The organism is Corynebacterium nasorum (assembly GCF_022345765.1).
GTDB lineage: Bacteria > Actinomycetota > Actinomycetes > Mycobacteriales > Mycobacteriaceae > Corynebacterium > Corynebacterium kefirresidentii.
Window position 1 is genome coordinate 318,846 of record NZ_JAKRDR010000001.1, and the last position, 26,668, is coordinate 345,513.

The window sequence follows — 26,668 nt, forward strand, 5'->3', positions numbered from 1 at the left end:
AGGGGCTTTTCTCGTATCAAGGGGCAAAGCCGGAAGCGAGGGGAGAGGCAAATTTTCTGTGCCCAGCGTAGCGAAAGTCACACCTTCTATCAATCGCCGCCTATGCGAAGTACAGACCGCGGCCTGTGGCCTAGTCGCCGTATCCATTCAGGAGCTTTCCCAAGGGGATGAAGTTCTCCTTGGCTAGCCGCACAGTAGAACGGCCACCCAACCCCTCCAGCTCGCCAGCGATTCCAGACACCCTGTCCCTGGGGGCAACCATTTGGTCAGCTAGCTGAATGGCAGAGCGTTCAATGCGGGTGACAATGCGTTCTCCTTCTGGAGTGCCCAAGTCTTCCGCAGCCTGAAAAACTCCCGTTGGCACGATATTTGCGTGGAGTTGATTAAACAGTGGGCGAAGCGCGTAATCCAAAATTAGGGAGTGGCGCGAAGAACCAGCTGTAGCTGCGAGAATGGTGGGAAGATCGTCTAGTGCATGGGGCTTCAAGGTATCAAAGAACATCTTGAAGAGGCCTGAGTAGCTTCCCTGAAATACAGGGGTGACGGCAATAAGTCCATCGGCCTGAGCAATGCACTCCTGGGCCCGGGCCAACTCCGGCGTCGACGCAGTCCGATCTGTCATGGCAGTAGCTAGTTCGAAAGCCAAATCGCGAATCTCAATGACGTCGATCTGGGTCCCTTCACCGCGCGCGGAGATTTTGGCGCGGGTAGCCTCTGCAAGCATGTCTGCCAGCCGGCGAGAGGAAGACGGTTGCGATAAGCCAGCTGAAATAACGAGTAGGGAGCGCATAACTAGTGTTCCTTTCCAGGGCTGACCTGCAGGTGAGAAGAATTGGGCTCAGCGAGCAAGCTAGCGTGCGTCGGCGGGTGAGAAGGAACGTGGCTGGGACGGCGTTGTTCAAAGCGTCGTCGCAGCTCGGGGACTACTTGGGTGCCAAGGATTTCTATCTGCTCGAGGACTACTTCTTGCGGTAGCCCGGCATGATCGATGAGGAAAAGCTGACGCTGGTAGTCCCCGGCCCAGTCAGCAAAACTGAGGGTCTTTTCAATTACTTGCTCCACGGTGCCAACGGTCAATGGGGTCTGGGCCGTGAATTCTTCGAGGCTGGGGCCGTGTCCATAGACCGGGGCATTGTCGAAGTAGGGGCGGAAGAAATCTTTAGCCTCTTGCTCGGTATCGCCGATAAAGACCTGGCCACCAAGGCCTACAATCGCTTGGTCCGCTTGGCCGTGGCCGTAGCTTGCAAAACGACGGCGGTAGAGATCTACCATCTGAGCAGTGTGTTCCTTATTCCAAAAGATATTGTTATGGAAGAAACCATCGCCGTAATAAGCAGCTTGCTCGGCAATTTGCGGCGAACGAATTGAGCCGTGCCAGACAAAGGGTGGAATTCCATCCAGCGGCGCCGGAGTCGCGGTAAACCCTTCCAAGCCTGTGCGGAACTTTCCTTGCCAATTAACAACTGGCTCGCGCCAGAGCCTGCGCAGCAGGTGATAATTTTCAATAGCCAAGGAAATGCCCTGCTGGATATCCTTGCCAAACCACGGATAGACCGGGCCCGTATTTCCGCGGCCCAGCATGAGGTCTACTCGTCCTTGTGCAAGGTGCTGCAGGAAGGCATAGTCCTCTGCGATCTTGACCGGGTCATTTGTAGTAATAAGAGTCGTTGCAGTCGAGAGCTGCAAGCGCTTAGTCTGCGCGGCGATATAGGCCAAGTGCGTGGTAGGTGAGGACGGCACGAAGGGCGGGTTGTGGTGCTCGCCGGTGGCAAAGACATCAAGGCCTACCTCCTCGGCCTTGAGTGCAATCTCCGTTAAGTTGCGGATGCGCTCGGCCTCAGAGGGAGTTTTTCCTGAGTTGGGGTCAGTGGTTAAATCCCCGATACTGAAGATGCCGAATTGCATGGTTACCTTTCTCTGCGGTGCCCAGGGGTAAAAGACGCAGTGTGAACGGCTGGCGAATCATTCCCATTCTAGGGCATCCATTAGTACCGGTAGGTCCGCCGGTGCAACCAACCACAGCGGAGTCTCATTTACTTTGCCGTGTTCTGTGATGACGGCTGCGCACGGGCGGTTCCCCAGGCTATCGGTTTCTGATGGGCAATCCATCGGTTCCTGCACACTTACCGTGCGGGCCAGAAAGATGGCGCGATCGCTGGGCTCTTGATACCTCGCTCTATCCGCACTGTCGGCGGCATCGAGTTTGTGCTTATCGCTGAAATCCGCGGCGACCCATCGATGCGGCTGCAGGACGCGAAGGGTCTCGGGAGGGGACACCACTATGTCCCGGAGGGTGGAAATCTGCTGTACCACTGCTGCGTGCGGCTGAGCGATGAGCTCTGATTTGTAATAGCGGGCGTGGGAAAGGAGTTCTTTGCGTTCACAATGGAGCGCAGGGTTTTAAGGTCATGAAAGCGACCAAGAATGCACTAGCTCGGTGAATGGTGATAGGTGCCAGTGTGGAGAAAGGTGGAAAGGGAGGGCGTCGCCAAGCGCGGAGTGCTTGCAGCGCCCTGGGATAGGGATAAGAAAACCCGCTAGCCCCGGCACAGTCGGTATGGCTAGCGGAGGTGGCGAGTCGGTCTTGGCTCTTAGAGGATAGGCGGCGGCCAAAAGTAGTTTTTAGCCGCGGTAAGCGCCGCGCTCCAAGGTGTCGCACTGGGACATCTTGCCGGAGTTATAGCCAGCGAGGAATGCCTTCTCGCGTTGTTCAGAAGAGCCATGGGTCCAGGAGTCAGGCTGGACCTGGCCGCCGGAACGGCGTTGAATATTGTCATCGCCCACCGCTTGGGCAGCGGCGACAGCATCCGAGACCTGTTCTTTGGTAATGGGCTCTAGCAAGGGGTTGTCACCCTTGTCGGCGTAGGAGGCCCACAGCCCGGCGTAGCAGTCAGCCTGCAGCTCGATCTTTACGGCGTTGGAATCGGCGCCGGGGTTGTTATAGTCCGACAAGCCGAGGGTGCCCTCCAGGTTTTGAATGTGGTGGCCAAACTCGTGGGCCACGATGTACATGCGGGCCAAAGGGGCATTTTCCGCGCCGAAATTGCGCAGGGAATCAAAGAACTCGGTATCGAAGTAGGCGGACTCATCGCGTGGGCAATAGAAGGGGCCGGTAGAAGAGGATGCCGCGCCGCATCCGGTATTAACGCCACCGTGGAAGACCACGCGCTCCGGTTCGGTGTATTGGATATTTGCCTGTTCTGGCAGCACCTTGGACCAAACGTTGTCCACGCTGCGGCCGGTGAACTCTACCAGGCATTCATCTTTGGTATTGCCATCTTCTGCAGTTTTGCATTCTGGGCTATCGCCCTGCGCGGCGCCATCGGACTGAGACTGTTCGTTGCCTAAAATCGCGCCCAAGTCTGAGGGGTTACCGCCAAGTAGGAAGAAAAGGCCAAGCAAAACAATCGAGCCGACGCCACCGCCGATGGCGATGCCACCGCCGCCGCCACCGGAACGAGCTTCCTTGCCGCCGAAATCGGCACCAGATCTAAAAGTCATGTCTAAATAGTGCCACATGGCCCCCTTAAAACACAGGATGAAGATGGGTACACAAGGGGGCAAGGAAACAGGGGGAGGAAGCTACCTTTTCCGCTTTCGGGGCGGTGCTGCGTCTACCTTACTACGCTGCATGTACCGGTAGGGATGTAGGATTGTGCACGTTCCTAGTCTTGTGCTTGGTTTGGCGCGCGCTGTTTACGCGTGGCGGGACCCGCAAGTGACACAATTTTCAGAAGGGATTGAACAACAGTGCTGCGTACCCACTTAGCTGGTGAGCTCCGCAAAGAACTCGCAGGAGAGACCGTCACCCTAACCGGTTGGCTTTCCCGCCGCCGCGATCACGGTGGTGTGATCTTCATTGACCTGCGCGATCGCTCTGGCATCGCCCAGGTTGTCTTCCGTGAATCTGACGTGGCAGAACGCGCCCACGACCTGCGCTCCGAATACTGCGTGAAGGTTACCGGTACCGTAGAGCCACGCCCGGAAGGCTCTGAGAACCCCAACCTGCCGTCCGGCGAGATTGAGGTCAATGTCGCGGATCTTGAGGTGCTCAATAAATCCGCAGCGCTGCCGTTCCAGGTTGATGATCCTTCGACCTCGGGTGAGGTTGGCGAGGAGACTCGCTTGAAGTACCGCTACCTGGACCTGCGCCGTGAGCGCCAGGCGAAGGCCCTGCGCCTGCGTTCTGCCGCTAACCGTGCGGCCCGCAAGGTGCTGGATTCTCATGACTTTGCAGAAATTGAGACTCCGACCTTGACTCGTTCCACCCCGGAGGGTGCGCGTGACTTCCTGGTGCCAGCGCGCTTGAAGCCAGGCACGTGGTACGCACTGCCACAGTCCCCGCAGCTGTTCAAGCAGCTGCTCATGGTCGCTGGCATGGAGCGCTACTACCAGATTGCTCGTTGCTACCGCGATGAGGATTTCCGCGCCGACCGCCAGCCGGAGTTTACGCAGCTGGACGTGGAGATGTCCTTTGTAGACCAGGACGATGTCATCGCCTTGGCAGAAGAGATCGTTACCGAGCTGTGGAAGCTCATTGGCTACGAGATTAAGACTCCTATCCCGCGCATGACCTACGCTGATGCGATGAAGTACTACGGCTCTGATAAGCCAGACCTGCGCTTCGACATCAAGATTGTAGAGTGCACCGAGTTCTTCAAGGACACCACCTTCCGCGTCTTCCAGAATGAATACGTGGGCGCTGTGGTTATGGAGGGCGGCGCCTCCCAGCCGCGCCGTCAGTTCGATGCTTGGCAGGACTGGGCTAAGCAGCGCGGTGCGAAGGGCTTGGCTTATATCACCGTGGGTGAGGACGGCACATTGGGCGGCCCGGTAGCTAAGAACATTACCGACGCCGAGCGCGAGGGCATCGCAGAGCACGTCGGCGCTAAGCCAGGCGATGCCATCTTCTTTGCCGCTGGCGACACCAAGTCTTCACGTGCCCTGCTGGGTGCTGCGCGCGGCGAGATTGCAAAGAAGCTGGACCTTATCAAGGAAGGCGACTGGGCCTTTACATGGGTTGTTGATGCCCCGCTCTTCGAGCCTTCTGCCGACGCAACCGCTTCCGGCGACGTCGCTTTGGGTCACTCCAAGTGGACCGCGGTCCACCACGCCTTCACCTCCCCGAAGCCGGAGTGGATTGATTCCTTTGACCAGAACCCGGGCGAGGCTACCGCCTACGCTTATGACATTGTCTGCAACGGCAATGAGATTGGCGGCGGTTCCATCCGTATCCACCAGGAAGACGTGCAAAAGCGCGTCTTTGATGTCATGGGAATTGGGGACGAGGAAGCTCAGGAGAAGTTTGGCTTCCTGCTCGATGCCTTCTCTTATGGCGCCCCGCCACACGGCGGCATCGCCTTTGGCTGGGACCGCATTGTCTCCCTGCTGGGCGGCTTCGACTCCATCCGCGACGTCATTGCGTTCCCGAAGTCCGGCGGCGGCGTAGACCCGCTTACCGACGCCCCTGCGCCAATCCCTGCCGCACAGCGCAAGGAAACCGGCGTAGACTACAAGCCGGAAAAGAAGAAGGAACAGGACAAGGCCGGTTCCACTGCGGGAGAGACTGCTGAGGAGAAGTAAGCAGATAGCTTGAACCTCAGCCGTTAAGGCACACCGTGCGGGGCACATCGTAGGCCGTGGCCATTTTCGCTGCGGGCGAACTTGTGACCCCGCTTTGGTGTGAGGGGGCATACTGGATAGAACTATGGATGAAAACGATACTGTGCTATCGCCCGAGGACGTCATCAAGGCCGCCTCGGAGATGTTGTCGCGCCGTTTTGGTGGCACCCCGGAGATGTCGAGCGTCGAGCGCTTGGACGGCTCCGGCAATGCAATGGTCCTGCGCGCAAGGATTGCCCCCGGCGCCTTCCTGCCTCACCGCTCGGTAGTCATTAAATACAACCCGGTCACAGGCTATGGCGTTGATGATGCCGCAATGCTGCGTGAGGTTGTGGCTTATCAATTTACTACCGCGTTATCTGAAGATGTGCGCCCTGGCCCGGTGCTGCTCGCTCATGATTTAGATAAGCGCATTATCGTTTTGACGGACTTGGGAGAGGGCGAAACGCTTGCCGATGTCCTGGTTCAATCCACCGATGCCGACCGCGTCCGAGTGCTGCGCTCGCTGGGCAGCGCACTGGGCCACATGCATGCGGGGACCGCCGGGCATGAGCAGGATTATGAAACCTTGCTTAGCCGCATGTTGCGCAAGAACCCGGAATTGGCCCCGCACCAATCCGTGCGTGATGAGGCATTGGAAGGCTCCATCGGAATCGGCCTTGATTTGCTGGATACGGCGGGGCTCGAAGCCCCCGAAAGCTTCCGTGAGCTAGCAAGGCAAGCAGCCAGGTCTTTGGCCTCCGGAAAAGACCGGGCCTTTACCCCCTTTGACCTTTCTCCAGATAATATTATCGTCTCGCAGCACCTGCACTTCTTGGATTATGAATGGGCGGGATTCCGCAATGTGGGCTTCGATGTAGCCTGCGTTATTGCCGGTTTCCCACAGTTCCTGTTTTCTAAGCCGATTACGGACGAGGAGGCAGATATCTTTATCTCCGCCTGGTCTCGTGCGGTAGCAGACGTGTGGCCGCTGTTTTCTGATCCGGAAGAGATCCATGGACTCATCGTGGCTTCACTAATCGGCTGGGCGCTGTCGAGCGTGACTACCATGCAAGCAGGCGGCATTGAAGGGCTGGTGGCCTTGGTCAGGGGAGAAGCCGAGGTCTTCCACGATCCGCAGCATTCGATCTTGCGCCCGGCCGATCACGGGCCGTTTACGGAAGATGAATTGCTGGTACGCCGCGATCTGTACGAAACCTTTGAGGCGCTGTCGCGCTATGCCGCGCGCTGCGACGGCCCCGCCTGCGCACCCATCGCAGAGTTTGGCAGCGCAATTGCGCGCCGCTTGGATGATGAATAGATAACTTTGATGTGCCCGCACACTGCTAGGAGGTAGGTTTTTAGTGTCTCAAGACTCACTCTTTGGCGGGCCCACTCCCGGGGACAATGCCGCGTCTTTGCCTGGGAAGAACCTCTTTGCCACCCACGCAGGATCGCCGCTGGCGGCGCGCATGCGCCCGCAGAGCTTGGATGAAGTGGTCGGACAAGACCACCTTTTGGCTCCTGGCAAGCCATTGCGCCGCCTAGTGGAAGGCTCAGGGGAGGCCTCTGTCATTTTGTATGGCCCGCCAGGTACTGGCAAGACCACGATTGCCTCTCTTATTGCGAGCCAGATGGGGCAGAATTTTGTGGGTCTATCCGCGCTCGATTCGGGCGTGAAGCAGGTCCGCGAGGTCATCACCCACGCCCGGCAAGAGCTCATTCACGGGCGCCGGACGGTGCTTTTTATCGATGAGGTACATCGATTTTCTAAAACCCAACAGGATGCGCTGCTCGCGGCCGTGGAAAACCGCACGGTACTGCTCGTGGCGGCGACGACGGAAAATCCCTCATTTTCCGTTGTGGCGCCGCTCCTGTCGCGCTCGCTGCTTTTGCAGCTGCATTCGCTAAGCGACGACGACCTAAGGGGCGTCGCCAAGCGCGCGCTAGAAAGCGATCGAGGCTTGGGCGAGCGCAAGATTCGGATCGCCGACGAGGCCTTGGAGCAGCTAGTTCTTTTGGCCGGCGGTGATGCGCGGCGCACATTGACCTACCTGGAGGCGGCGGCCGAGGCGGTCGCCGACGGCGGGGAAATTACCGCACAGACGGTCACAGACAACGTCAATAAGGCGGTCGTGCGCTATGACCGCGACGGCGACCAACACTACGATGTGGTCTCTGCGTTTATTAAATCCATTCGTGGTTCCGATGTTGATGCTGCGCTGCACTATCTAGCCCGCATGGTGGAAGCGGGAGAGGATCCGCGCTTTATAGCGCGCAGGCTCATAGTGCATGCCTCCGAAGACATCGGTATGGCCGATCCCACTGCGCTCCAGGTAGCTGTGGCGGCGGCCGAGGCCGCACAGCTCATCGGAATGCCGGAGGCGAGAATTCCCTTGGCGCAGGCCACCATCCATCTGGCCACCGCGCCGAAGTCTCCATCAGTAATCTCCGCCATCACGCAGGCCCAGGCAGATGTGGCCGCCGGCAAGGTGGGCCACGTGCCGGCGCATCTGCGCGATGGACACTACGAGGGCGCAAAGCGGATGGGAAATGCCGTGGGCTATGTTTACCCCCACGATGATCCCCGCGGCGTAGTAGAACAGCAATACCTGCCCGATGAGTTGGAAGGCTCCGTATATTATGAACCCACCGATCATGGAGCTGAAAAGCGCGTTTATGACTATATAGGCCGCTTGCGCAGCATTATTCGCGGCAAGCGTTCTCCCGGTAAAAACGCTCGCCGGCCGCGCTGATACCTACCCAAGGGAAATTGCGGTGCGGCGAAGGGTAAAGTTGGGCGGGTTAGAAACTTCTCGATAGAAGATGAAAGCTCATACAGTTAGGATTGTTGCTCGTGAAGACTCATGAGATCCGGGAACGGTTTACCCAGCACTTCGTCAATTCTGGTCACGAGGCGGTACCAAGTGCCTCGCTGATCCTGGATGACCCTAACCTGCTTTTCGTAAACGCGGGCATGGTTCCATTCAAGCCCTACTTCCTGGGCCAGCAGAATCCGCCCTTTGCCAAGGGGCTAGCCACCTCTATTCAGAAGTGCGTGCGCACCCTTGATATTGAAGAGGTGGGCATTACCACCCGCCACAACACCTTCTTCCAGATGGCCGGAAACTTCTCCTTTGGCCAGTACTTCAAGGAAGGCGCGATCACCAATGCCTGGACCTTGCTTACCCGCTCCGTTGAGGAGGGCGGTTTTGGTTTAGACCCAGAACGCTTGTGGGTGACGGTGTACCTGGATGATGATGAGGCCGCCGAAATCTGGCGCGATAAGATTGGCGTTCCTGAAGAGCGCATTCAGCGCCTCGGCATGGAGGATAACTACTGGTCCATGGGTATCCCTGGACCATGTGGCCCGTGCTCCGAGATTTATTTCGATCGCGGTCCTGAGTACGGCAAGGACGGCGGACCCATTGCCGATGATAACCGCTACATGGAGATCTGGAACTTGGTCTTCATGCAAAACGAACGCGGCGAGGGCATTGGTAAGGGCAATTTTGAAATCGTTGGCGAGCTGCCCAAGAAGAACATCGATACTGGCCTTGGCATCGAGCGCGTGGCCTGCATTTTGCAGGGCGTAGACAACGTCTACGAAACAGACCTGCTGCGTCCAGTCATTGACGTAGCTGAGGAACTTACCGGTGCCACCTACGGCGATAAAGCCTCTCAGGAAGACAATATCCGCTTCCGAGTGGTAGCGGACCACTCCCGCACCGGCATGATGCTCATCTTGGATGGCGTAACCCCGGGCAATGAGGGCCGCGGATATATCCTGCGTCGCCTGCTGCGCCGCATTATCCGTTCCGCCAAGCTGCTGGGCGCTACCGGTGCCACCATGGAGCGCTTCATGAACACGGTCATGGATACCATGACTCCGTCTTATCCGGAGATTGCGGACAACCGTGAGCGCATTCTGCGCGTGGCCGTCAACGAAGAAAAGGCCTTCCTCAAGACTCTGGAGTCCGGAACCCGCCTCTTCGACGATGCCGTGCAGGAGCTCAAGTCCACCTCTCGCGCGAAGACCGCAAAGGTCCTGCCTGGTGAGAAGGCCTTTGAGCTGCACGATACCTATGGTTTCCCCATCGACTTGACGCTGGAAATGGCCCAGGAAGCGGGCCTTGAGGTGGACATGGATGGCTTCAACGATGCCATGGGTGAGCAGCGACGCCGCGCCAAGGCCGATAACCAGGCCAAGAAGCACGGGCACACTGACCTTTCCCTCTACCGCGACTGGGTAGACAATAACCCCACCGTCTTCACCGGCTACGAGGAGCTTACTTCCGACGCCCGCGTGATCGGCCTTGTCCGCGGCGGAGAAAAGGTCGATGAAGTCCACGAGGGTGAAGAGGTCGAGGTCATTTTGGACCACACCCCACTTTATGCCGAGGCGGGCGGCCAGATGGCTGATCGCGGGCGCATTGTGGCCGGCGAGTCCTTGCTGGAGGTCAATGACGTCCAAAAGATTGGCAAGAAGCTGTGGGTCCACAAAGCCACGGTTACGGCTGGCGGCCTAGACTTGGGCATGTCGGTTGAGGCGGGCGTCGACGAGCAGTGGCGCCACGGCGCTACCCAGGCTCACTCTGCTACGCACCTCATTCACGCCGCACTGCGCCAGGTGCTTGGCCCCACCGCGGTCCAGGCTGGTTCTATGAACCGCCCGGGTTACCTACGGTTTGACTTCAACTACACCGAACAGCTCAGCCAGGCCCAGCTGGAAGAAATTGCCTTGATTACCAACCAGGCAATTGACTCCAATTTTGCCGTCAACACCATCGAGACCTCCTTGGAAGAGGCTAAGGCCATGGGCGCCATGGCGCTCTTTGGTGAGAACTACGGCAAGGAAGTCCGCGTGGTAGAAATCGGCGGACCGTTCTCCATCGAGCTATGCGGCGGTACCCACGTGGGATCCTCCGCTGAAATCGGCCCGGTTTCCGTGCTGGGTGAATCTTCCGTAGGCTCTGGCGCTCGCCGCATTGAGGCTTACTCCGGTATGGATGCCTTCCGTTACTACTCCAAGGAAACCGCCTTGGTGGAAGGAGTCTCCCGCGAGCTTAAGGTACAGACCGAGGACCTGCCTGAGCGCATTGCTCAGCTATCTGAGAAGCTCAAGGCAGCAGAAAAGGAAATCGAAACCCTGCGCAAGCAGCAGCTGGCTGCGCGTGCCTCCGAGTTTGTCGGCGCCGCCAAGGACATCAATGGTTTCAAGGCTATTGCGCTGACGTTGCCGGATGGAACCACCGGTGGGGACCTGCGCACCGTGGCTACGGACCTGCGTAACCGCCTGCGCGAGGAAGAAGCCGTCATCGTCTTGGGCGCCCAGGACAAGGGCAAGTTCCCGTTCATCGTGGCAGCCACCGACAAGGCCGTCGAACGCGGTGTGAAGTCCGGGGACGTCGTCAAGCAATTTGGCCAGTACGTTGATGGCCGCGGCGGCGGTAAGCCGGACATGGCCCAGGGCTCCGGTTCTTCAGCTGCAGGTGCAGAGCGCGGCTTTGCCGCCGTCGAGGATATGCTCGAGTCCCTGTAGGAGTTCGAACGTGGCACAAGTGGAACCAGATATCCCCGGGGTTGATGATCCGGGGCAGGGCCGCCGGCTCGCGCTTGACGTCGGTACTGTGCGCATCGGCGTAGCAGTGTCCAATAGGGAAGCAACGCTTGCCACCCCAGTGGAGACCGTTCACCGCGAAACCGGGTTTAAGGACCGCGATAAGGGTGATATCGACCGGATCCTAGAATTGATTGATTTTTATGAGGCGGTCGAGGTCATCGTGGGGCTGCCACGAGATTTGCAGGGAAATGGCTCAAAAAGCGTAAAACATGCTAAAGAAATTGCGTTTCGGATCCGCCGTCGGTTGAATCGAAATGCAAATATGGATAAAGTTCCACCACCAGTACGTTTGGCTGATGAGCGTTTGACTACCGTGGCAGCGACCACCGCGCTGCGCGCGTCAGGCGTGTCCGAGAAGAAGGGCCGTAAAGTCATCGACCAAGCAGCAGCGGTGGAGATATTGCAGACATGGTTGGACGGGCGTGCAAACGCTCTCCGTCCAGGGGATGCAATAGATCAGCCTTCAAACTCAGGAGACTAAAACAAGTGAGCCGTAATCAAGAACGTCTCGGTCGATCGATGGAGCCGAAACACGTCAAGCGCCGCCAGCGCGGCATTGCCGTTATCATTGCGTCGATCATCGTTATCCTTGGCGCCCTTATCTACATCGGATTCCGTCTCGGCAATACCTCTGCCGATTATGAGGGAACCGGCAACGGTACCACCCAGCTGGTGGAGGTGCCGGAAGGCTCGTCGATGTCCGAGCTCGGTCCTGCACTGGTGGAAAAGAATGTGGTCAAGACCCAAGACGCCTTTGACTCTGCTGCGTCTATGAACCATAGCGCAAGCCAAATCCAACCTGGCTTCTACCGCCTGCAGGAAGAGATGAGTGCCAACGCCGCGGTAGAGGCGCTATTGGATAAGAATAACCGCGTCGACATGCTCGAAGTCCAAGGCGGCGCAACCTTGGAGGACGTCAAGGTTGTTGGTGGAGACGTTCGTTATGGCATCTACTCCTTGATTTCTGAGGTCAGCTGCAACGATGGCAACTGCCTGAAGAAGGAAGACCTAGAAAAGGTCGCTGCGGAAACTGATCCTGCTGAGCTGGGTGCGCCACAGTGGGCACTCGAGGCCATCAACAAGCGCGGCAACGATCCTAAGCGCATTGAGGGCCTTATCGCTCCAGGCCAGTACGTCCTGGACCCCAATATGGAGGCCAAGGATATTCTGAAGGACCTCATTACCCGCTCTACCAAGCGCTACAACGAGACCAAGATCGAAGAACGCGCCCAGGCTATCGGTCTGAGCCCTTATGAGCTGCTTACTTCCGCATCCCTAGTGGAGCGCGAGGCGCCAGCAGGTGAGTTCGACAAGGTCGCCCGCGTCATCCTCAACCGTCTGGACGAGCCGATGCGCTTGGAGTTTGACTCCACCGTGAACTATGGCTTGGAAGACGTTGAGCTGGCCACCACCGATAAGGCCCGTGAGGAGAAGACTCCGTGGAATACCTACGCAAAGGAGGGCCTGCCGGATACCCCGATTGCTTCTCCTTCGGATGATGCAATCAAGGCCATGGAGCAACCTGCTGAGGGCAATTGGAAGTTCTTTGTCACCGTGGACGAAGAAGGCACCACCGTCTTCTCCGATACCTACGATGAGCACTTGGGCCGCGTTGATGACGCCATCCGCTCCGGCGTGCTTGACTCCAAGCGCGAAGGGGAGGGCGCTGGTTCCGGCAACGGCGACGCCGCTGCCGAGCAGCCCGCCAAATAAAGTCGCAAAACCACGAAGAGGTAGAACCGATGCCACGTGCGGCAGTCCTTGGTAGCCCCATCGAGCACTCACTGTCTCCGGTGCTCCACAATGCTGGCTACGAGGCTGCCGGGCTCGAAGGTTGGGACTACACCCGCTTTGAAACGGCTGCGGAGGGCTTGCCGGATCTGGTGAGGGGGAGTACCCCTGAGTTCGTAGGGTTCTCCGTCACCATGCCGGGTAAGTTCGCCGCCCTCCGCTTTGCGGATACCGTAAGCGAGCGCGCACAGCTGATAGGTTCCGCAAACACCCTGGTGCGTAAAGAAGAAGGGTGGTTTGCAGACAATACCGACACCGAAGGCGTGCGTGGCGCGCTCATAGAACTTTTGGGGGATTCCCCCGCACGGCACGCGATGCTCATTGGAGCTGGGGGCACAGCGCGTCCAGCTTTGTGGGCGCTGGCTGAGCGCGGAGTGTCTACCGTCACCGTGCTCAATCGCTCGGACCGTAGCGCCGAGCTACGGCCACTTGCCCAAGAGCTGGGACTGGAGCTTTCTTTCACCGGTTTCGATGGTGACCTATCTGCACTGTCTCGCGCAGCCGATGTCATTGTATCCACCGTTCCCGCCGCTGCGGTGGAGGACTGCGTCTTCGACATCGCCCACGCACCGGTGCTCGACGTCATTTATGATCCCTGGCCCACGCCGCTGACCACGTGCGCGGCGGCCAACGGGTACAAGTCCGTCGGCGGACATGTCATGCTCGCATATCAAGCATTTAGCCAGTTCGCGCAATTTACCGGCGTGGCCGCACCGCGGGAAGAGATGCTAAATGCATTGAATGAGGAATTGCAGCGGCGGTCGCAAACTGTCAAATAAAACGAGGCCTGGACAAGTGCGGGCTATCCTTCGCGTCTGGCTCACGCTGCACAATTCGCCCTCTGAGTGGAAGCCTCGAGCGCTAGGCGGTACCTCGCTTTACTCTAAGTCCCGTGTTGATCTTTGGGGGAATTGTTTATTGCCTTTGGGCCGCGGCGCTGTCTTGGTGGGACTTTCGGCATCGCCGCTTGCCCGACTGGTTGACGCTGCCAGCCGCTGCGTTGTCACTTGTACTTGCCAACTGGGGCGGGCTGTGGTGGCCGGGGATATATCTCGTGCTTGGGCTGGCCCATACAGGGGTGGGCGGCGGCGATATTAAGCTGGCCGTGCCCTTAGGGATGCTGGTAGGGCATGCTGCTGGGTTCATAGGGGTGGTGGCGGCGAGCGGCTGCGCGTCCCTGTTAACGTTCGTCTGGTCTGTGTGTGCTGGGCAGAAAGAAAGCGCGCATGGCCCCGCGATGTTATTGGCGGCGGCACTCGTCGTGGCTTGTGTTTACCCTTTTTGAGGGGGTGGAAGAATATATTGCGGGGCCAAGTTCATACCGGATTGGCCTCATCGTGCGATAATACCCGCATGCTTCGTTGGACTACTGCAGGTGAATCCCACGGCCAGGCTCTTATTTCTCTGCTGGAGCACATGCCCGCCGGGGTCCCAATTACCCGCGCCGATATTTCGCATCAGCTTTCCCGGCGCCGCCTTGGCTACGGCCGTGGCGCCCGCATGAAGTTTGAGGCTGATGAGGTTACCGTGCTGGGCGGAGTCCGCCACGGGCTGACTCTGGGTAGCCCTATTGCCATAATGATTGGCAATACGGAGTGGCCGAAGTGGACCACCATCATGTCGGCCGATCCACTGGATATGGACGATGAAGAAAATATAAAGGCCATGAATTCTGGACGAGGTGCAGCCCTGACTAGGCCGCGTCCAGGCCACGCGGATTTTGCCGGAATGGTGAAATACCGCCATAGTGAAGCGCGCCCCATTCTAGAGCGTTCCTCCGCGCGTGAGACTGCAGCGCGTGTGGCTGCCGCTACCGTCGCGCGCAACTTCCTGCGCGAGACCCTCGGCATCGAGGTACTCTCCCACGTCATTTCTATTGGGGCTTCTGAGCCTTATGAGGGCCCTGCGCCGGCGTTCGCGGACATCGAGGCTATCGATGATTCACCCGTGCGCGCCTGTGATAAGGAGGCAGAGGCCTCCATGATTGCAGAAATCGAAACCGCCAAGAAACAAGGCGATACCTTGGGCGGCATCGTCGAAGTCGTGGTAGATGGCCTGCCTATTGGACTGGGCTCGCACATTTCCGGCGATGACCGTTTGGATGCGCAATTAGCCAGCGCTTTGATGGGCATTCAGGCTATCAAAGGAGTGGAAATCGGTGATGGCTTCGCAGAGGCTCGTCGGCGCGGCTCCGCTGCTCACGATGAAATGGTGCGTACCGCTGAGGGCATTTCCCGCCTCACCAATCGCGCAGGTGGCCTCGAAGGCGGCATGACTAATGGGCAGCAGCTTCGTGTGCGGGCGGCGATGAAACCAATCTCTACCGTCCCGCGCGCATTGCGCACCGTTGATATGGAATCCGGCGCCGAGGCAACTGCCATTCACCAGCGCTCCGATGTCTGCGCGGTTCCGGCGGCCGGCGTCGTAGCAGAAGCCATGGTTGCCCTTGTTCTTGCGCGCGCTGTGCTTGAGAAATTCGGCGGAGATAGCCTCGAAGAAACCTCTCAGGCTATTGCCGCGTATGATAGATACGTTTCGGACCGCCTTGCTTTTGACCAGGAGTAAGTTATGACCACCCCAACCGCCGTTACGGGCCAACCCCGCCCACGCGTTGTTTTGGTTGGCCCGCCAGGCGCGGGTAAATCCACACTTGGCCGCCGCCTATCCCATGCCCTGAGCTGTGAATTTACTGACTCTGACCACCTTATTGAACAGGCACAAGCAAAGCCTTGCGGGGAAGTCTTTAGCGAGCTCGGTGAGCAGGACTTCCGTGCGCTTGAAGCGCAACACGTTTCGGCCGCGTTGCGTACCGATGGGGTCGTAAGTCTCGGCGGCGGGGCAGTGCTCACGGAGTCCACTCGTGACCTCCTGGAGCGGCACACGGTAATTTTTTTGGATATTTCCCCTGAAGAAGGAGCAAGGCGCACCTCCGGTGATAGCAATCGGCCGGTTCTTGCAGCCGCTGACCCCCTCGAACATTACCGAAACCTAGTGGACGTGCGGCGCCCGTATTACCAGGAGGTTGCCGATTATCGAGTGCGCACAGATACCCGAACCCCGCAGCAGGTAGTAGGCGATATTCTCGGTTTCCTCGATACCCTTTAGCTGCCCGCTGCGCTCGTACTTGTTCCTCGCCACACTGCCTCGGCGGCGAACGGAAAGGACCACCATGCCCACCATTGCCGTTAATGGACCGCAGCCTTATAAAGTTCGCATTGGCGCCGGTCTCAATGAAGACATCGCGCAGCGCTGCGCGGAGATTGGCGCTAGCCGGGCAGGCATTGTCTTCCAACCGCCGCTGCGCGCCGCCGCCGAGCACCTAGCGGAACTCGTTGGGACCCAGGGGGTCGTGCCCGTGCTCATTGAGGTTCCCGATGCTGAGGCGGCCAAGCAGCTCAGCGTCGTTGGCGGTGTATGGGACAAGCTGGGGGAGAACGGCTTTAACCGGCGTGACGTCATCATCGGCCTAGGCGGTGGTGCCACCACCGATATGGCGGGGTTTGTGGCGGCTGGGTGGATGCGTGGCATCAAGATTATCCAGGTGCCTACCACGCTATTGGCCATGGTTGATGCCGCCGTGGGCGGCAAAACCGGCATCAATACGGCGGCCGGGAAGAATCTTGTCGGCGCCTTTCACGAGCCGAATTCCGTCTTTGTGGACCTAGAGCGCCTTGACACCCTGCCTGCGGCGGAAATCGTTGCCGGTTCGGCAGAGATTATCAAAACTGGTTTCATCCATGACCCGGTAATTCTGGAACGCTATGAGGACAACCCTGGGGCCTGCGTGGACCCGCAGGGCTTCTTGCCAGAATTAATAGAGCGCTCCATTGCAGTAAAAGCCGCCGTGGTAAGCCAGGACTTGAAAGAGTCAGGTATGCGCGAAACGCTGAACTACGGCCACACCTTTGGCCATGCTGTGGAGCGCCATGAGAACTACGAATGGCGCCATGGCAACGCGGTGGCAGTGGGCATGATGTTTATCGCCCACCTGTCGCATTCCCGCGGCCTCATTGACGCTCAACTGGTGGAAAAGCACCGCCGGATCCTGCACAGCATTGGGCTTCCCACGCGGTATAAGGCAGGCCATTTCGCCGACCTGTATGAGGCCATGACCCATGATAAGAAGAATAGGGACGGAAAAATCCGGTTTGTGGCCTTGACCGGGGTGGGGGAGACCACCCGCCTGGAAGGCCCTGACTTGGACGAGCTCGAGGCGGCCTACGCCGCGATTTCGGAGTAGAAGATGAAGATTATTGTTCTCAACGGCCCGAACTTAAACCGCTTGGGAAAGCGACAACCGGATGTCTACGGCTCAACCACCTTGGCCGATGTGGAGCGCATGATTGCCTCGCGTGCCGCCGAACACGGGGTAGAGGTGGAATGTTTTCAATCCAACCATGAGGGCGAGCTCATTGAAGAGGTACATGCCGCCGCGGATGCGGGCTATCCCGTGATTATCAACCCTGGCGGGTTTACCCATACCTCGGTGGCTTTGCGCGATGCCCTGGCTGAAGTGGCGGAGGGAGCCGGATTCGTCGAAGTGCATATCTCCAATGTGCATGCACGCGAGCCCTTCCGCCATCACTCCTATCTCAGTCCGATTGCCCGCGGTGTGATTGCTGGCTTGGGGGTCTTTGGTTATGTTGCGGCAGTGGACTACCTCTGCCAATAGAAGCGTCCCACTGGGCTTCGTGGCGTCCGGGCGGAAAGAAAACGGCCCGACCGCGGTGGCAAGGTCGATATACTGGGTGAATACTTTCAACACCGCAGTCAACCCAGGAGGTTTAAATCATGGCTTTGGCAGATACCCGCTTTAGTGACCGGCGCCGCAAGCTTGCCGCGACACTAGCCAGCCAGCGCATCGATGCCGTTTTAGTAACCCACCTCACGCATGTGCGTTATCTTTCGGGGTTTTCCGGATCCAATGGTGGTCTGCTTTTGCGCAAGGATCTTTCCGCACAGGTTGCTACCGATGGCCGCTACACCACGCAGATTTCCCGTGAGGTCCCTGATCTGGAAGCTATTCAGGGGCGCGCTGTAGGCAAGGTGCTCCTGCAGCAATTCGCCGATGTGCAAGGACCGGTCCGCGTGGGCTTTGAGGCAGACTACCTGACGGTATCTGAATTGAAGGAACTCGAAGATTCGGCCCCAGAGTCAGTCACCTTGGTCCCCGTTACTGGCGTGATTGAAGATATTCGGCTGTTTAAAGACCCACTCGAGCTGGAAAAGCTGGAGGAAATTGCCGCGCTGGCTAGTCAGGCGCTGGAGGATCTCCTGGCCGCAGGCGAGCTGCGTGCCGGCCGCACGGAGCGCCAGGTGGCTGCCGATTTGGAGTACCGGATGCGCATGCTCGGCTCGGAGCGGGTGAGCTTCGATACCATCGTCGCTTCCGGTCCCAATTCGGCCATGCCACACCATGGTGCGGACGATCGGGTCATCGAGGACGGAGATTTGGTGACCATCGACTTCGGTGCGCATCTGCGGGGGTTCAACTCCGACTGCACGCGCACTTACGTCGTGGGCGCGGCGAATGACTTTGCTAAAGAAATTTATGATGTGGCGCTACGCGCCCAGAAAGCGGGCGTGGCAGCGTCGGTGCCGGGCGCTAAGCTTGCCGACGTCGACGCAGCTTGCCGCGACATTATTTCCGCCGCCGGCTATGGCGATTACTTTGTGCACTCGACTGGCCACGGAGTAGGCCTCGACGTACACGAGGCGCCCTTCGCCGCCCAGACCGGGAAGGGCGAACTGGCCGCGGGCATGACCTTGACCATCGAGCCGGGCATTTACGTGCCTGGCAAGGGCGGTGTGCGCATCGAAGATACTCTTATCATTACCGATGGTGCGCCGAAGATCATCACCGCCGCGACGAAGGAGTTTACCGAGCTACCCGCCTAGTGGCTGAGCACCTTGGAGTTGAGCAGCTGGGCGACGTTGCGGTTGCCCAGGTGCGTGAGGTGGTTGAAAAGGTTGTGCGGTACGGAGTACTCCCACTTGCCGGAAATCCAGCGTGTGCTATCCGGCGCACACATGCCATGGTTGATGGAATCGGCGCGTAGGTCGTAGTACTGGACACCGTTGGCACGTGCTGCCTTGTACATCGCGCTATTGACTTGGTCCTCGCCGGTGCGCACTAGGCCTGCATAATCCAGATTAAAACCGGCGTCGGTGGAACCCGGCGCAGACGTGCGTATTGGGCATACGGCGCCGTTACGGGCGGAGATGGCGGGATACCCTACCACGGTGATGTGCGCATGAGGCGCGGCCTGACGGACGCGCTGGATGGAACGCTTCATGCCGTCAAAATAAGGATTGGCGGAAGACAGCGATGGCCGCAAAATTTCCTGGAGGTCGTTGGCGCCGAACTGAATCAAAACATTCTTGGTCGCACCATTGAGATCGTTATTGGCAATGGCCCCGTTTATCTGCTCCTCGAAGTCCTTGCGGTGCGACTGGCCGGCGGCTTTCGCGGCAGAACAGGCGTAGTTGGCTACGTGCTGGCCAGAAACCCGCTCAAGTTCGCGGCCTACATTGCTGTGACCCTGCGGGCAGCCCTGCGGGGAAGGTGCACCCGGGGTGTCTTCAATGCCATGGGTAGCAGACGAGAGAGCAGTGTCCGCTGCGGGGGACAGGCTGGAGGTTGTCCCGATCTGGCCATAGGTAGGGTTAGCGAAGATAGAATCGCCGAACATCACGGTTTGGGCATCCGCCGCCAATGCTTGGGGAGCGCTAAGTGCTGCTAAAGCTGCGCCAGTCACGGTAGCCACAGCAGAAAGCTTCTTGAAAGGCATCGCAAAAATCCTTGGTAGAAATGTGAAAAATTAATACGGCAAGACTGTACCGTACAGCCAGTTATCGTTGGATAAAAACCATTACGTGTCTGTTCTCCACCTGCTGCGTATGGTCACAAGCTGCGGAAGTTTCTCTTTTAGCCAAGATAGGGCAGAAGTGTGGGGCGGAAATGGGGGACCAGTAATACCCCGAAAGGCAGTTGTCCGGTAGGCTTGATCATTGTTTTCAACCTTTAGTCCACAATTTCGGGAGTTTAACCGCAATGGCTGATACTACTGACTTCAAGAACGGCCTCGTTCTGAAGATCGACAACAAACTGATGCAGATCGTTGAGTTCCAGCACGTAAAGCCGGGCAAGGGCCCAGCCTTCGTGCGTACCAAGCTTAAGGATGTTGTCTCCGGCAAGACCGTGGACAAGACCTGGAACGCAGGCGTGAAGGTAGAGACCGCTACCGTGGACCGCCGCGATATGACCTACCTCTACAACGATGGCACCAGCTACGTCGTCATGGATGAGAAGACCTTTGAGCAGTTCGAGCTCCCGCCGGAGAAGTTTGGCGATGCCGCTCGCTTCCTGCTGGAGAACATGCGCGTACAAGTTTCCTTCTACGAGGATGAGGCGCTGTTCGCAGAGCTGCCTATTTCCGTAGACCTCAAGGTCGAGCACACCGAGCCTGGCCTGCAGGGTGACCGTTCCTCCGGCGGCACTAAGCCTGCCACCTTGGAGACCGGCGCGGAGATCCAGGTTCCGCTGTTTATCGAGATCGGCAATGTTCTCAAGATCGATACCCGCACCGGTGAGTACCTCTCCCGCGTCAACAACTAGGGCATCTGGCTGTGTCTGATAACACCCCTAAGCGCGACATTAACTACAAGCGGCACACCGCGCGCTATCGTGCACGTCGCCGCGCCGCGGACATCCTATACGAAGCTGAGAATCGAGACATCGATCCCGTAGCCATCGTGGAGGACCGCATCGCTTTGGCGCGCGAGGATCGCAATGCGGTAGCGCCGATTGCCGAGTACACCAAGGTCATTATCAAGGGGGCAGCGGAAGAGCTTGATGTCATCGATGAGACTATCTCTCGCTACCTTTCCGAGGACTGGGAGCTACACCGCATTCCTGCAGTAGATCGTGCTATCCTGCGCGTTTCGGTCTGGGAACTGCTCTTCAATCCCGATATTCCTACTGCTACCGCTGTAGTAGAAGGCGTCGAAATCGCCTCTCAGTACTCCAATGAGCAGGCGGCACCGTATATCCACGCGGTATTGGACGATGTGGCGCAGTCCCGCTCCGCCGAAAGCCCAATGTCTGCAGAACACCAGGGCCTAGAAGAAGACGGGCACGATACTGCTGCGGATGAAGACACGACGGATACCGTGTCCCCGGTCGAATCAGCAAAGACTGCGGGCAACGCAGCCGCAACTGATGAGGCCTCCGCACCAGCGGAAGACTCGGCCCAGTAATACCGGCGAGTAGTAGCCGCGCCCCTTAGCGTGAGCCATTTTCCGTCCGCAGCTGGCTTGGTTGAAATACCAGGCTGGCTGCGGGCGGTATTTTTGTACCATGGTAGGCATGGGCAAATTTAAGATTCATGATGCACTGGGCCTGAGGGCAGGGAGGAATTTCCGCCTCGCTGATGTGGACCCCACCACTACACCGGGCTTCAGTGGCGCCAAATCTGACCTAGCTGATCGTTTCGGGCATTACGATGAAGAGCTTTACGACCTTCAGGAGCGTCTCTTTGCCAATGGCCGCGCCCACGAAGAAGGCGCTCCTTCCTTGCTCGTAGTTTTACAAGGAATGGACACCTCCGGCAAAGGCGGTGCCATCCGTAATGTCTTTTCGGTCTTTGACCCGCAAGGCACCAAAACTGTCGGCTTTGGCAAACCGACAGACGAGGAACTGGAGCACGACTTTTTGTGGCGCATTCGCAAACATGACCCCGTGCCGGGCCAGATTGTGGCCTTCGACCGCTCCCATTATGAAGATGTGCTCATCCAGCGGGTGCATAAATGGGTAGACGAAGACGAAGTGGACTGCCGTTTTGCAGCCATCCGGGACTATGAGCAGGAACTTGCCGGCCAAAACGTCAAGATCTTAAAGATATTCCTGCATATCTCTCCACAGTTCCAAAAAGAAAACTTGCTTGAGCGCACCGAACGCGAGGACAAATATTGGAAATACGACCCATCCGATATTGAGGAGCGCGGATACTGGGACGAGTACATGGCTGCTTATGAAGATGCCATTCGCCGAACGGACGAGATCTGGGCACCGTGGTACGTCATCCCCACAGATAATAAGAAGTACGCCCGCATGGCATTGAAGTTCCTCATCGTGGACGCGTTGCGCCACCTAGAGCTTTCTTGGCCCGCACCGAATTTTGATCCGGAAGAAGAACGCCAGCGCATTCTCGACGCCGAGTAATTGTGCACAAAAAGCTCCCTTTCTGCCGCCTTTTCCATGTGAGGAACGGCGGGCTCAGGGAGCTTGGTTCTTTGGCGGGCTTAGCTAACTCGTGGCATCTCCAGCACCCGAGTTATCGCCTTCCGTGCTGGCCTTGCCAGCAGTTTCGGAGCCAAGCTTGGCCATCTCTTCTGCAGCAGAGACCATGGCGTCCTGCCCACGAATTACGCCGTCTACTGCAGATTTTAAGGCTGCCTGCAGCTGCTCGTCATTCATACCAGCGGCAGCGGGGATATCGCGCTCGGTGCGCACGACGAGCATGTCATCGTGCTCTGAGATAACCGCGCGCGCACCGAAAGCTACCGAGTTGATCTGGTTTGCAGCCAAGAATAGGCCAGCGTCGGCCTTGGAATAGGCGGCGTCGGTAGGCACGTCGCAACGAACGATAACAACGGAGTCTAGTACCGCGAACATGGTAGGCAGACCATTGAGGTTAGCGGTGGCCGCCTCGATATCTGCATCCATTGTGGTCAGCTCGATATCGAAGGCGCGCATCGCCTCGATAACGCGGTCCAGGCTGATTTCTGGCAGGTTATTTTCCGTAGATGCATTAGTCATGGTTGTGCTCCTCCCAGGTCACGAGCTGTGGGTAATGTTCCTCGACGAAGGCGAAGGACTGCAGCATGGAGTCCAGGGTGGACATCACAAAGGAACCAATCTGGTTTCGGGAAAGGCCGTGCTCCACATTAACTTCGCGCACACCGGAGACCGCGAGATTGTTTTCTGCGGATTCGAAAAAGCGCAGGGTCGGTGCAAAGTGCTGCTGGTTCCACTGGTTGAGAACCATCAGCAGGCTTGGTCCCTCAGAAGAAGGGACGTTGCCGCGCCAGACAGAATCGGCGACAAGGACGTTATCGCGAACCTGCATAGCAATGGCAACATTGGAAAAGCCGGTACGCAGGATACGTACGGTCTCGTCCTCGCCTACAGGCTGCTCTTCTAGGCGGTACTCGAGGTTTTCGGACTCAAAGATCTCACCAATACGCTCGAGAGTAACGGGCTCTACCGGCGTATCGGGATACAGTGTTGGTTCTTCAGACACTTAAACAGTCTCAATCCATGTACTAATCGGGGTTAAGGTCAACCCTTCCTAGCCTACCTAACTACACCCGTGCTTTCCGGCAGGAGAAGAACACCGCAGGTCTTGCTCGGAAGTTATATCGGGGTGGTGCAGTACGTGCGCGTTGCCGTAAAGAGCTGCGATGGTGAATCACTGCCCACAACCTTTGGCTGACCGACAAATTGCGTCGCACTCCGGTGGCGCTGCGCCAAACGTGTCTGGGGCGTCCACGGGGAGTGGCCCGCAACTAGCAGAGGCTTTCGCCACCCAGTTCATGCGCCAAGGCGGCGTCGATAGTGGAGTAGCGGAAGCTATGACCGAGCTCGGTGAGCACGGTGGGGGCTACGCGCTGTTCTGCCAAGGCTAACTCCTGGGCGCCCTCGCGCCCGAGCAAGAGCGCAGGACCAAAGGAGGGCACGGGCACAATAGCCGGCCGGTGGAGTTCTTTGCCCAATGCAGCCACAAAATCCTTATTGAGCACAGGATTGGGGGAGGCCGCATTGACCGGGCCGGCAAGCGAATCATCCACAATGGCGCGGAAATAGGCATCCGTGAGGTCATCGATGGCAACCCAGCTAAACCAGAATTCCCCATCGCCAAAGGGGCCACCCAGTCCGGTGGAGAAGAGGGCTCGGAGCAGCGGCAGTAGGCCGGAGCCGCCTGACATGGCAATGCCGGTGCGGATATTGACTACGCGGGTGCCCGCTGCGCGGGCGGGTTCGCAGGCGTCCTCCCACTGGCGCACGACATCGGCTAAGAATCCCTCGCCCGGTTCGGAGTCCTCAGTTAAGACTTCCTCGCCCCGGTTTGCGCCATAAAAGCCGATAGCAGAGGCACAGACCATGGCTTTTACGGATGGCGTTTCGCCGGCGATGCGAGCCAAGCTCCGGGTAGGGCCCACGCGGGAATCCCGAATGGCAGCCTTGTGTTCCTCATTAAAACGGCCGAAGATGGGCTCGCCCGCAAGGTGGACAAGGACGTCCACGCCGTCTAGCAAGTGCGGATCGGGGAGGTTGGTATTCCAGTGGCGCTGGCCACTGCCCGCCTTACCACGCACGAGCTGGATCACTGTATGGCCGGCGGTACGTAGCTGCGCGGTAAGCGCCGTGCCGACACTGCCGCGCGAACCTGTCATCGCAATGGTCAATGGTTGGGTATTAAGTCCTGCATCGCGCAGCCGCTTGAAGAAGGCAAAGTCTTCAATCAGCTGATGCTGACGATAGGCAAAGACTGATTTCAATGCGGCGGAAGGAACGCGCGTGTCCACCTCATCCGTCACCCGGGTACCGGCTGGGTCCTCGGCGAAGGTGTGGGTGTGGCGCCACTGAGTCAGCTGGCGCAGCGGGGAATTGACGCACTCATCACTAAAGGAATAACCCTCCTGGTAACGGGACAACACATGTTGTGCCTTCCACTGCAGGCCACCAGGCAAGCGCAGAATCGAAGTGCCATCACCCAGGCTCTGTGCTTGTTGCACTGGGGTCATAAAGGCGAACGGGGCGTTGAGCCGGGTGAGAGCACCTGGGCGGGTATGCCAGGCCCAGACATCTGTGCGGGGTGCAGGGACTACGTGCTGTACAGAAAAACTCACCGTCGATGTACCTTTCTGGGTTGCCTCACCCGGATGGCGGGTGGAGTGCTAAAGTATCTTGTGTCTAACACCATAGACACTTTTGAGACCATCTATCGGCATCCTTTAAAGACCGCACCGTGAGGCGGGGAAGGAGGTCACGATGAGTGAAACTAACGCTACCGCGAAGCAATTGGAGCTTTTAAGCTCCGATGATGTCTCGCGTACCGTTGCACGCATCGCGCACCAGATTATTGAAAAAACGGCGCTCGATTCCGCGGAGGCTCCGCGGGTCATTCTGCTTGGCATTCCCTCTGGTGGCGTGCCGCTAGCACAGCGTCTTGCACTTAAGATCGCAGAATTTTCCGGGGTAGAAGTCCCATGGGGCTCCCTCGATATCACCCTCTACCGCGATGATTTGCTCAATAAGCCGCATCGCGCATTGCAACCCACCACCATTCCTACCGGCGGTATCGATAACGCGATTGTCATCCTGGTCGATGATGTTTTGTATTCCGGCCGCACGATTCGCGCCGCCCTTGATGCGCTAAGCGACGTAGGCCGGCCCGACATTATCCAGCTCGCCGTCCTGGTTGACCGCGGCCACCGCGAGGTTCCCATCCGCGCGGATTACGTGGGCAAAAACCTGCCTACCGCGCGAGAAGAAGACGTCACCGTATATAACAATGAGATTGACGGTCGAGACGCAGTCGTGCTGACCCGAGCTGCCGTCAACCTCGATGCCGCAGGCACTGAGAAGGGGGAGGCATAACCATGAAGCACCTCATCGATATGGCGGAGCTCGATAAGTCTGAAATTATCGGCCTGATGGATGAAGCGGATCGCTTCCGCGAGGCCCTCGAAGGCCGCGAAGTTAAAAAGCTTCCTACCTTGCGCGGGCGCACCATCTATACGCTTTTTTATGAAAACTCCACTCGCACCCGTTCCTCCTTTGAAACGGCCGGCAAGTGGATGTCGGCGGACGTCATCAACCTATCCGCCTCTACCTCCTCGGTAAAGAAGGGCGAGTCCCTGAAGGATACGGGCCTTACCTTGGCCGCCATCGGCGCCGATGCGATCATCATGCGTCACCCTTCCTCTGGTGCACCGCAGCAGCTGGCCCAGTGGGTAGCCCCTGAGGGCAAGGGCCCCTCCGTTATCAACGCCGGTGATGGCGCCCACCAGCACCCAACGCAGGCGCTGCTTGACGCGGTAACCATGCGGCAACGACTCGGCTTGCAGGGCGAGCAAGGCTTTGCCGGTCTCAAAGTGAAAATTGTGGGCGATTGCCTGCACTCGCGCGTGGTGCGCTCTAACGTGGATTTGCTTAACACGCTGGGGGCAGAGGTAACCCTCGTGGGGCCAGCTACGCTCATGCCCTTCGGGGTGGAGAATTGGCCGGTGCGCGTGTCCTATGACTTTGATGCAGAGATCGCCGAGGCCGATGTGGTCATGATGCTGCGCGTGCAGCAAGAGCGCATGAATGGCGGTTTCTTCCCGTCCCACCGCGAATACGCCAACCTCTTCGGCCTGTCCAAGGACCGCGCGGCGGCAATGCACAAAGACGCCGTTGTCATGCACCCTGGCCCTATGCTGCGCGGCATGGAGATCAATTATGGCGTGGCCGATCTGGATAAAACCGCCGTCCTGCAGCAGGTACACAACGGCGTGCACGCCCGCATGGCCGTGCTGTTTACCCTGCTGACCAATGGCGAAAACGCCGGCATTTAATATCGCGACCCGCAATCAACCTTAGGGAGA

Annotated in this window: 25 protein-coding genes; 18 read left to right on the forward strand and 7 right to left on the reverse strand. The window is 58.3% G+C overall.

The genetic code is table 11. From position 1 onward, the window contains the following. Window positions 1–130 precede the first annotated feature (130 nt). The 3 genes from MHK04_RS01530 to ypfJ form a co-directional block, all read right to left on the reverse strand. Entirely contained in the window at window positions 131–790 is a 660-nt protein-coding gene (locus MHK04_RS01530) for an FMN reductase (protein ID WP_239207639.1), read from the reverse strand. Between the two features lie 2 nt (window positions 791–792). Beyond that, complete coding sequence (locus MHK04_RS01535; RefSeq protein WP_023021450.1) at window positions 793–1,905, reverse strand: LLM class flavin-dependent oxidoreductase; 1,113 nt, start codon at window positions 1,903–1,905, stop codon at window positions 793–795. A gap of 717 nt (window positions 1,906–2,622) precedes the next feature. Then, complete coding sequence (gene ypfJ / locus MHK04_RS01540) at window positions 2,623–3,501, reverse strand: KPN_02809 family neutral zinc metallopeptidase (protein ID WP_239207640.1); 879 nt, start codon at window positions 3,499–3,501, stop codon at window positions 2,623–2,625. Window positions 3,502–3,750: 249 nt separating this feature from the next. On the opposite strand from ypfJ, the gene aspS reads away from it, so the two are divergent. The 13 genes from aspS (at window position 3,751) to MHK04_RS01605 (ending at window position 18,913) form a co-directional block, all read left to right on the forward strand. Next, window positions 3,751–5,583, forward strand: a complete 1,833-nt coding sequence (aspS, locus tag MHK04_RS01545; RefSeq protein WP_239207641.1) for an aspartate--tRNA ligase — start codon at window positions 3,751–3,753, stop codon at window positions 5,581–5,583. Between the two features lie 124 nt (window positions 5,584–5,707). Continuing rightward, entirely contained in the window at window positions 5,708–6,922 is a 1,215-nt protein-coding gene (locus tag MHK04_RS01550) for a protein kinase family protein (RefSeq protein WP_239204067.1), read from the forward strand. 43 nt (window positions 6,923–6,965) lie between these two features. After that, window positions 6,966–8,357: a replication-associated recombination protein A gene (locus MHK04_RS01555; RefSeq protein WP_239207642.1), complete on the forward strand. Its 1,392-nt coding sequence runs from the start codon at window positions 6,966–6,968 to the stop codon at window positions 8,355–8,357. A 101-nt stretch (window positions 8,358–8,458) separates the two neighbouring features. Continuing rightward, complete coding sequence (alaS, locus tag MHK04_RS01560; RefSeq protein ID WP_239207643.1) at window positions 8,459–11,143, forward strand: alanine--tRNA ligase; 2,685 nt, start codon at window positions 8,459–8,461, stop codon at window positions 11,141–11,143. A gap of 10 nt (window positions 11,144–11,153) precedes the next feature. Then, on the forward strand, window positions 11,154–11,705 hold the full coding sequence (gene ruvX, locus MHK04_RS01565) for a Holliday junction resolvase RuvX (protein ID WP_239207644.1): 552 nt from the start codon (window positions 11,154–11,156) through the stop codon (window positions 11,703–11,705). Window positions 11,706–11,743: 38 nt separating this feature from the next. Beyond that, a complete protein-coding gene (gene mltG, locus MHK04_RS01570; protein ID WP_239204544.1) occupies window positions 11,744–12,937 on the forward strand; it encodes an endolytic transglycosylase MltG in 1,194 nt (397 codons plus the stop codon). Window positions 12,938–12,966: 29 nt separating this feature from the next. Next, window positions 12,967–13,794: a shikimate dehydrogenase gene (locus tag MHK04_RS01575; RefSeq protein ID WP_239207645.1), complete on the forward strand. Its 828-nt coding sequence runs from the start codon at window positions 12,967–12,969 to the stop codon at window positions 13,792–13,794. A gap of 113 nt (window positions 13,795–13,907) precedes the next feature. Then, a complete protein-coding gene (locus MHK04_RS01580; protein WP_239204059.1) occupies window positions 13,908–14,300 on the forward strand; it encodes a prepilin peptidase in 393 nt (130 codons plus the stop codon). Between the two features lie 68 nt (window positions 14,301–14,368). Further along, the gene (aroC, locus tag MHK04_RS01585) at window positions 14,369–15,580 is read left to right on the forward strand and encodes a chorismate synthase (RefSeq protein WP_200287441.1); all 1,212 of its coding nucleotides are present in this window, start codon (window positions 14,369–14,371) and stop codon (window positions 15,578–15,580) included. A 3-nt stretch (window positions 15,581–15,583) separates the two neighbouring features. Next, entirely contained in the window at window positions 15,584–16,120 is a 537-nt protein-coding gene (locus tag MHK04_RS01590; RefSeq protein WP_239207646.1) for a shikimate kinase, read from the forward strand. Window positions 16,121–16,184: 64 nt separating this feature from the next. After that, on the forward strand, window positions 16,185–17,255 hold the full coding sequence (gene aroB / locus MHK04_RS01595; protein WP_239207647.1) for a 3-dehydroquinate synthase: 1,071 nt from the start codon (window positions 16,185–16,187) through the stop codon (window positions 17,253–17,255). A gap of 3 nt (window positions 17,256–17,258) precedes the next feature. Beyond that, the gene (gene aroQ / locus MHK04_RS01600; RefSeq protein WP_200287445.1) at window positions 17,259–17,687 is read left to right on the forward strand and encodes a type II 3-dehydroquinate dehydratase; all 429 of its coding nucleotides are present in this window, start codon (window positions 17,259–17,261) and stop codon (window positions 17,685–17,687) included. 119 nt (window positions 17,688–17,806) lie between these two features. Continuing rightward, the gene (locus MHK04_RS01605; RefSeq protein WP_239207648.1) at window positions 17,807–18,913 is read left to right on the forward strand and encodes a M24 family metallopeptidase; all 1,107 of its coding nucleotides are present in this window, start codon (window positions 17,807–17,809) and stop codon (window positions 18,911–18,913) included. On the opposite strand, the gene MHK04_RS01610 is transcribed toward MHK04_RS01605, so the two are convergent. Then, a complete protein-coding gene (locus MHK04_RS01610; RefSeq protein WP_239207649.1) occupies window positions 18,910–19,806 on the reverse strand; it encodes a GDSL-type esterase/lipase family protein in 897 nt (298 codons plus the stop codon). The two genes, MHK04_RS01605 and MHK04_RS01610, sit on opposite strands and share 4 nt — an antisense overlap. A gap of 263 nt (window positions 19,807–20,069) precedes the next feature. On the opposite strand from MHK04_RS01610, the gene efp reads away from it, so the two are divergent. The 3 genes from efp (at window position 20,070) to MHK04_RS01625 (ending at window position 22,238) form a co-directional block, all read left to right on the forward strand. Further along, the gene (efp, locus tag MHK04_RS01615) at window positions 20,070–20,633 is read left to right on the forward strand and encodes an elongation factor P (RefSeq protein WP_023021466.1); all 564 of its coding nucleotides are present in this window, start codon (window positions 20,070–20,072) and stop codon (window positions 20,631–20,633) included. 11 nt (window positions 20,634–20,644) lie between these two features. Then, window positions 20,645–21,274, forward strand: coding sequence for a transcription antitermination factor NusB (nusB, locus tag MHK04_RS01620; protein ID WP_239207650.1), 630 nt, complete (start codon window positions 20,645–20,647; stop codon window positions 21,272–21,274). A gap of 109 nt (window positions 21,275–21,383) precedes the next feature. Then, entirely contained in the window at window positions 21,384–22,238 is an 855-nt protein-coding gene (locus tag MHK04_RS01625; protein ID WP_239207651.1) for a PPK2 family polyphosphate kinase, read from the forward strand. A gap of 84 nt (window positions 22,239–22,322) precedes the next feature. Here the strand turns inward: MHK04_RS01625 and MHK04_RS01630 are convergent, their stop codons facing one another. The 3 genes from MHK04_RS01630 to MHK04_RS01640 form a co-directional block, all read right to left on the reverse strand. Beyond that, window positions 22,323–22,835: a YbjN domain-containing protein gene (locus MHK04_RS01630; RefSeq protein WP_239207652.1), complete on the reverse strand. Its 513-nt coding sequence runs from the start codon at window positions 22,833–22,835 to the stop codon at window positions 22,323–22,325. After that, window positions 22,828–23,319, reverse strand: coding sequence for a YbjN domain-containing protein (locus tag MHK04_RS01635; RefSeq protein WP_239207653.1), 492 nt, complete (start codon window positions 23,317–23,319; stop codon window positions 22,828–22,830). The genes MHK04_RS01630 and MHK04_RS01635 overlap by 8 nt, the downstream gene beginning before the upstream one ends. 265 nt (window positions 23,320–23,584) lie before the next feature. After that, window positions 23,585–24,928, reverse strand: coding sequence for a TIGR01777 family oxidoreductase (locus MHK04_RS01640; protein ID WP_239207654.1), 1,344 nt, complete (start codon window positions 24,926–24,928; stop codon window positions 23,585–23,587). Window positions 24,929–25,070: 142 nt separating this feature from the next. Here MHK04_RS01640 and pyrR point away from each other — a divergent pair, with 142 nt between their 5' ends. Together pyrR and MHK04_RS01650 are read left to right on the forward strand one after the other, a co-directional pair. Beyond that, window positions 25,071–25,679 carry a bifunctional pyr operon transcriptional regulator/uracil phosphoribosyltransferase PyrR gene (gene pyrR, locus MHK04_RS01645; protein WP_049360744.1) on the forward strand — a complete coding sequence of 203 codons (609 nt, stop codon included), beginning with the start codon at window positions 25,071–25,073 and terminating at the stop codon, window positions 25,677–25,679. Between the two features lie 2 nt (window positions 25,680–25,681). Further along, window positions 25,682–26,638, forward strand: coding sequence for an aspartate carbamoyltransferase catalytic subunit (locus MHK04_RS01650; RefSeq protein ID WP_200287458.1), 957 nt, complete (start codon window positions 25,682–25,684; stop codon window positions 26,636–26,638). Window positions 26,639–26,668: the final 30 nt, after the last annotated feature.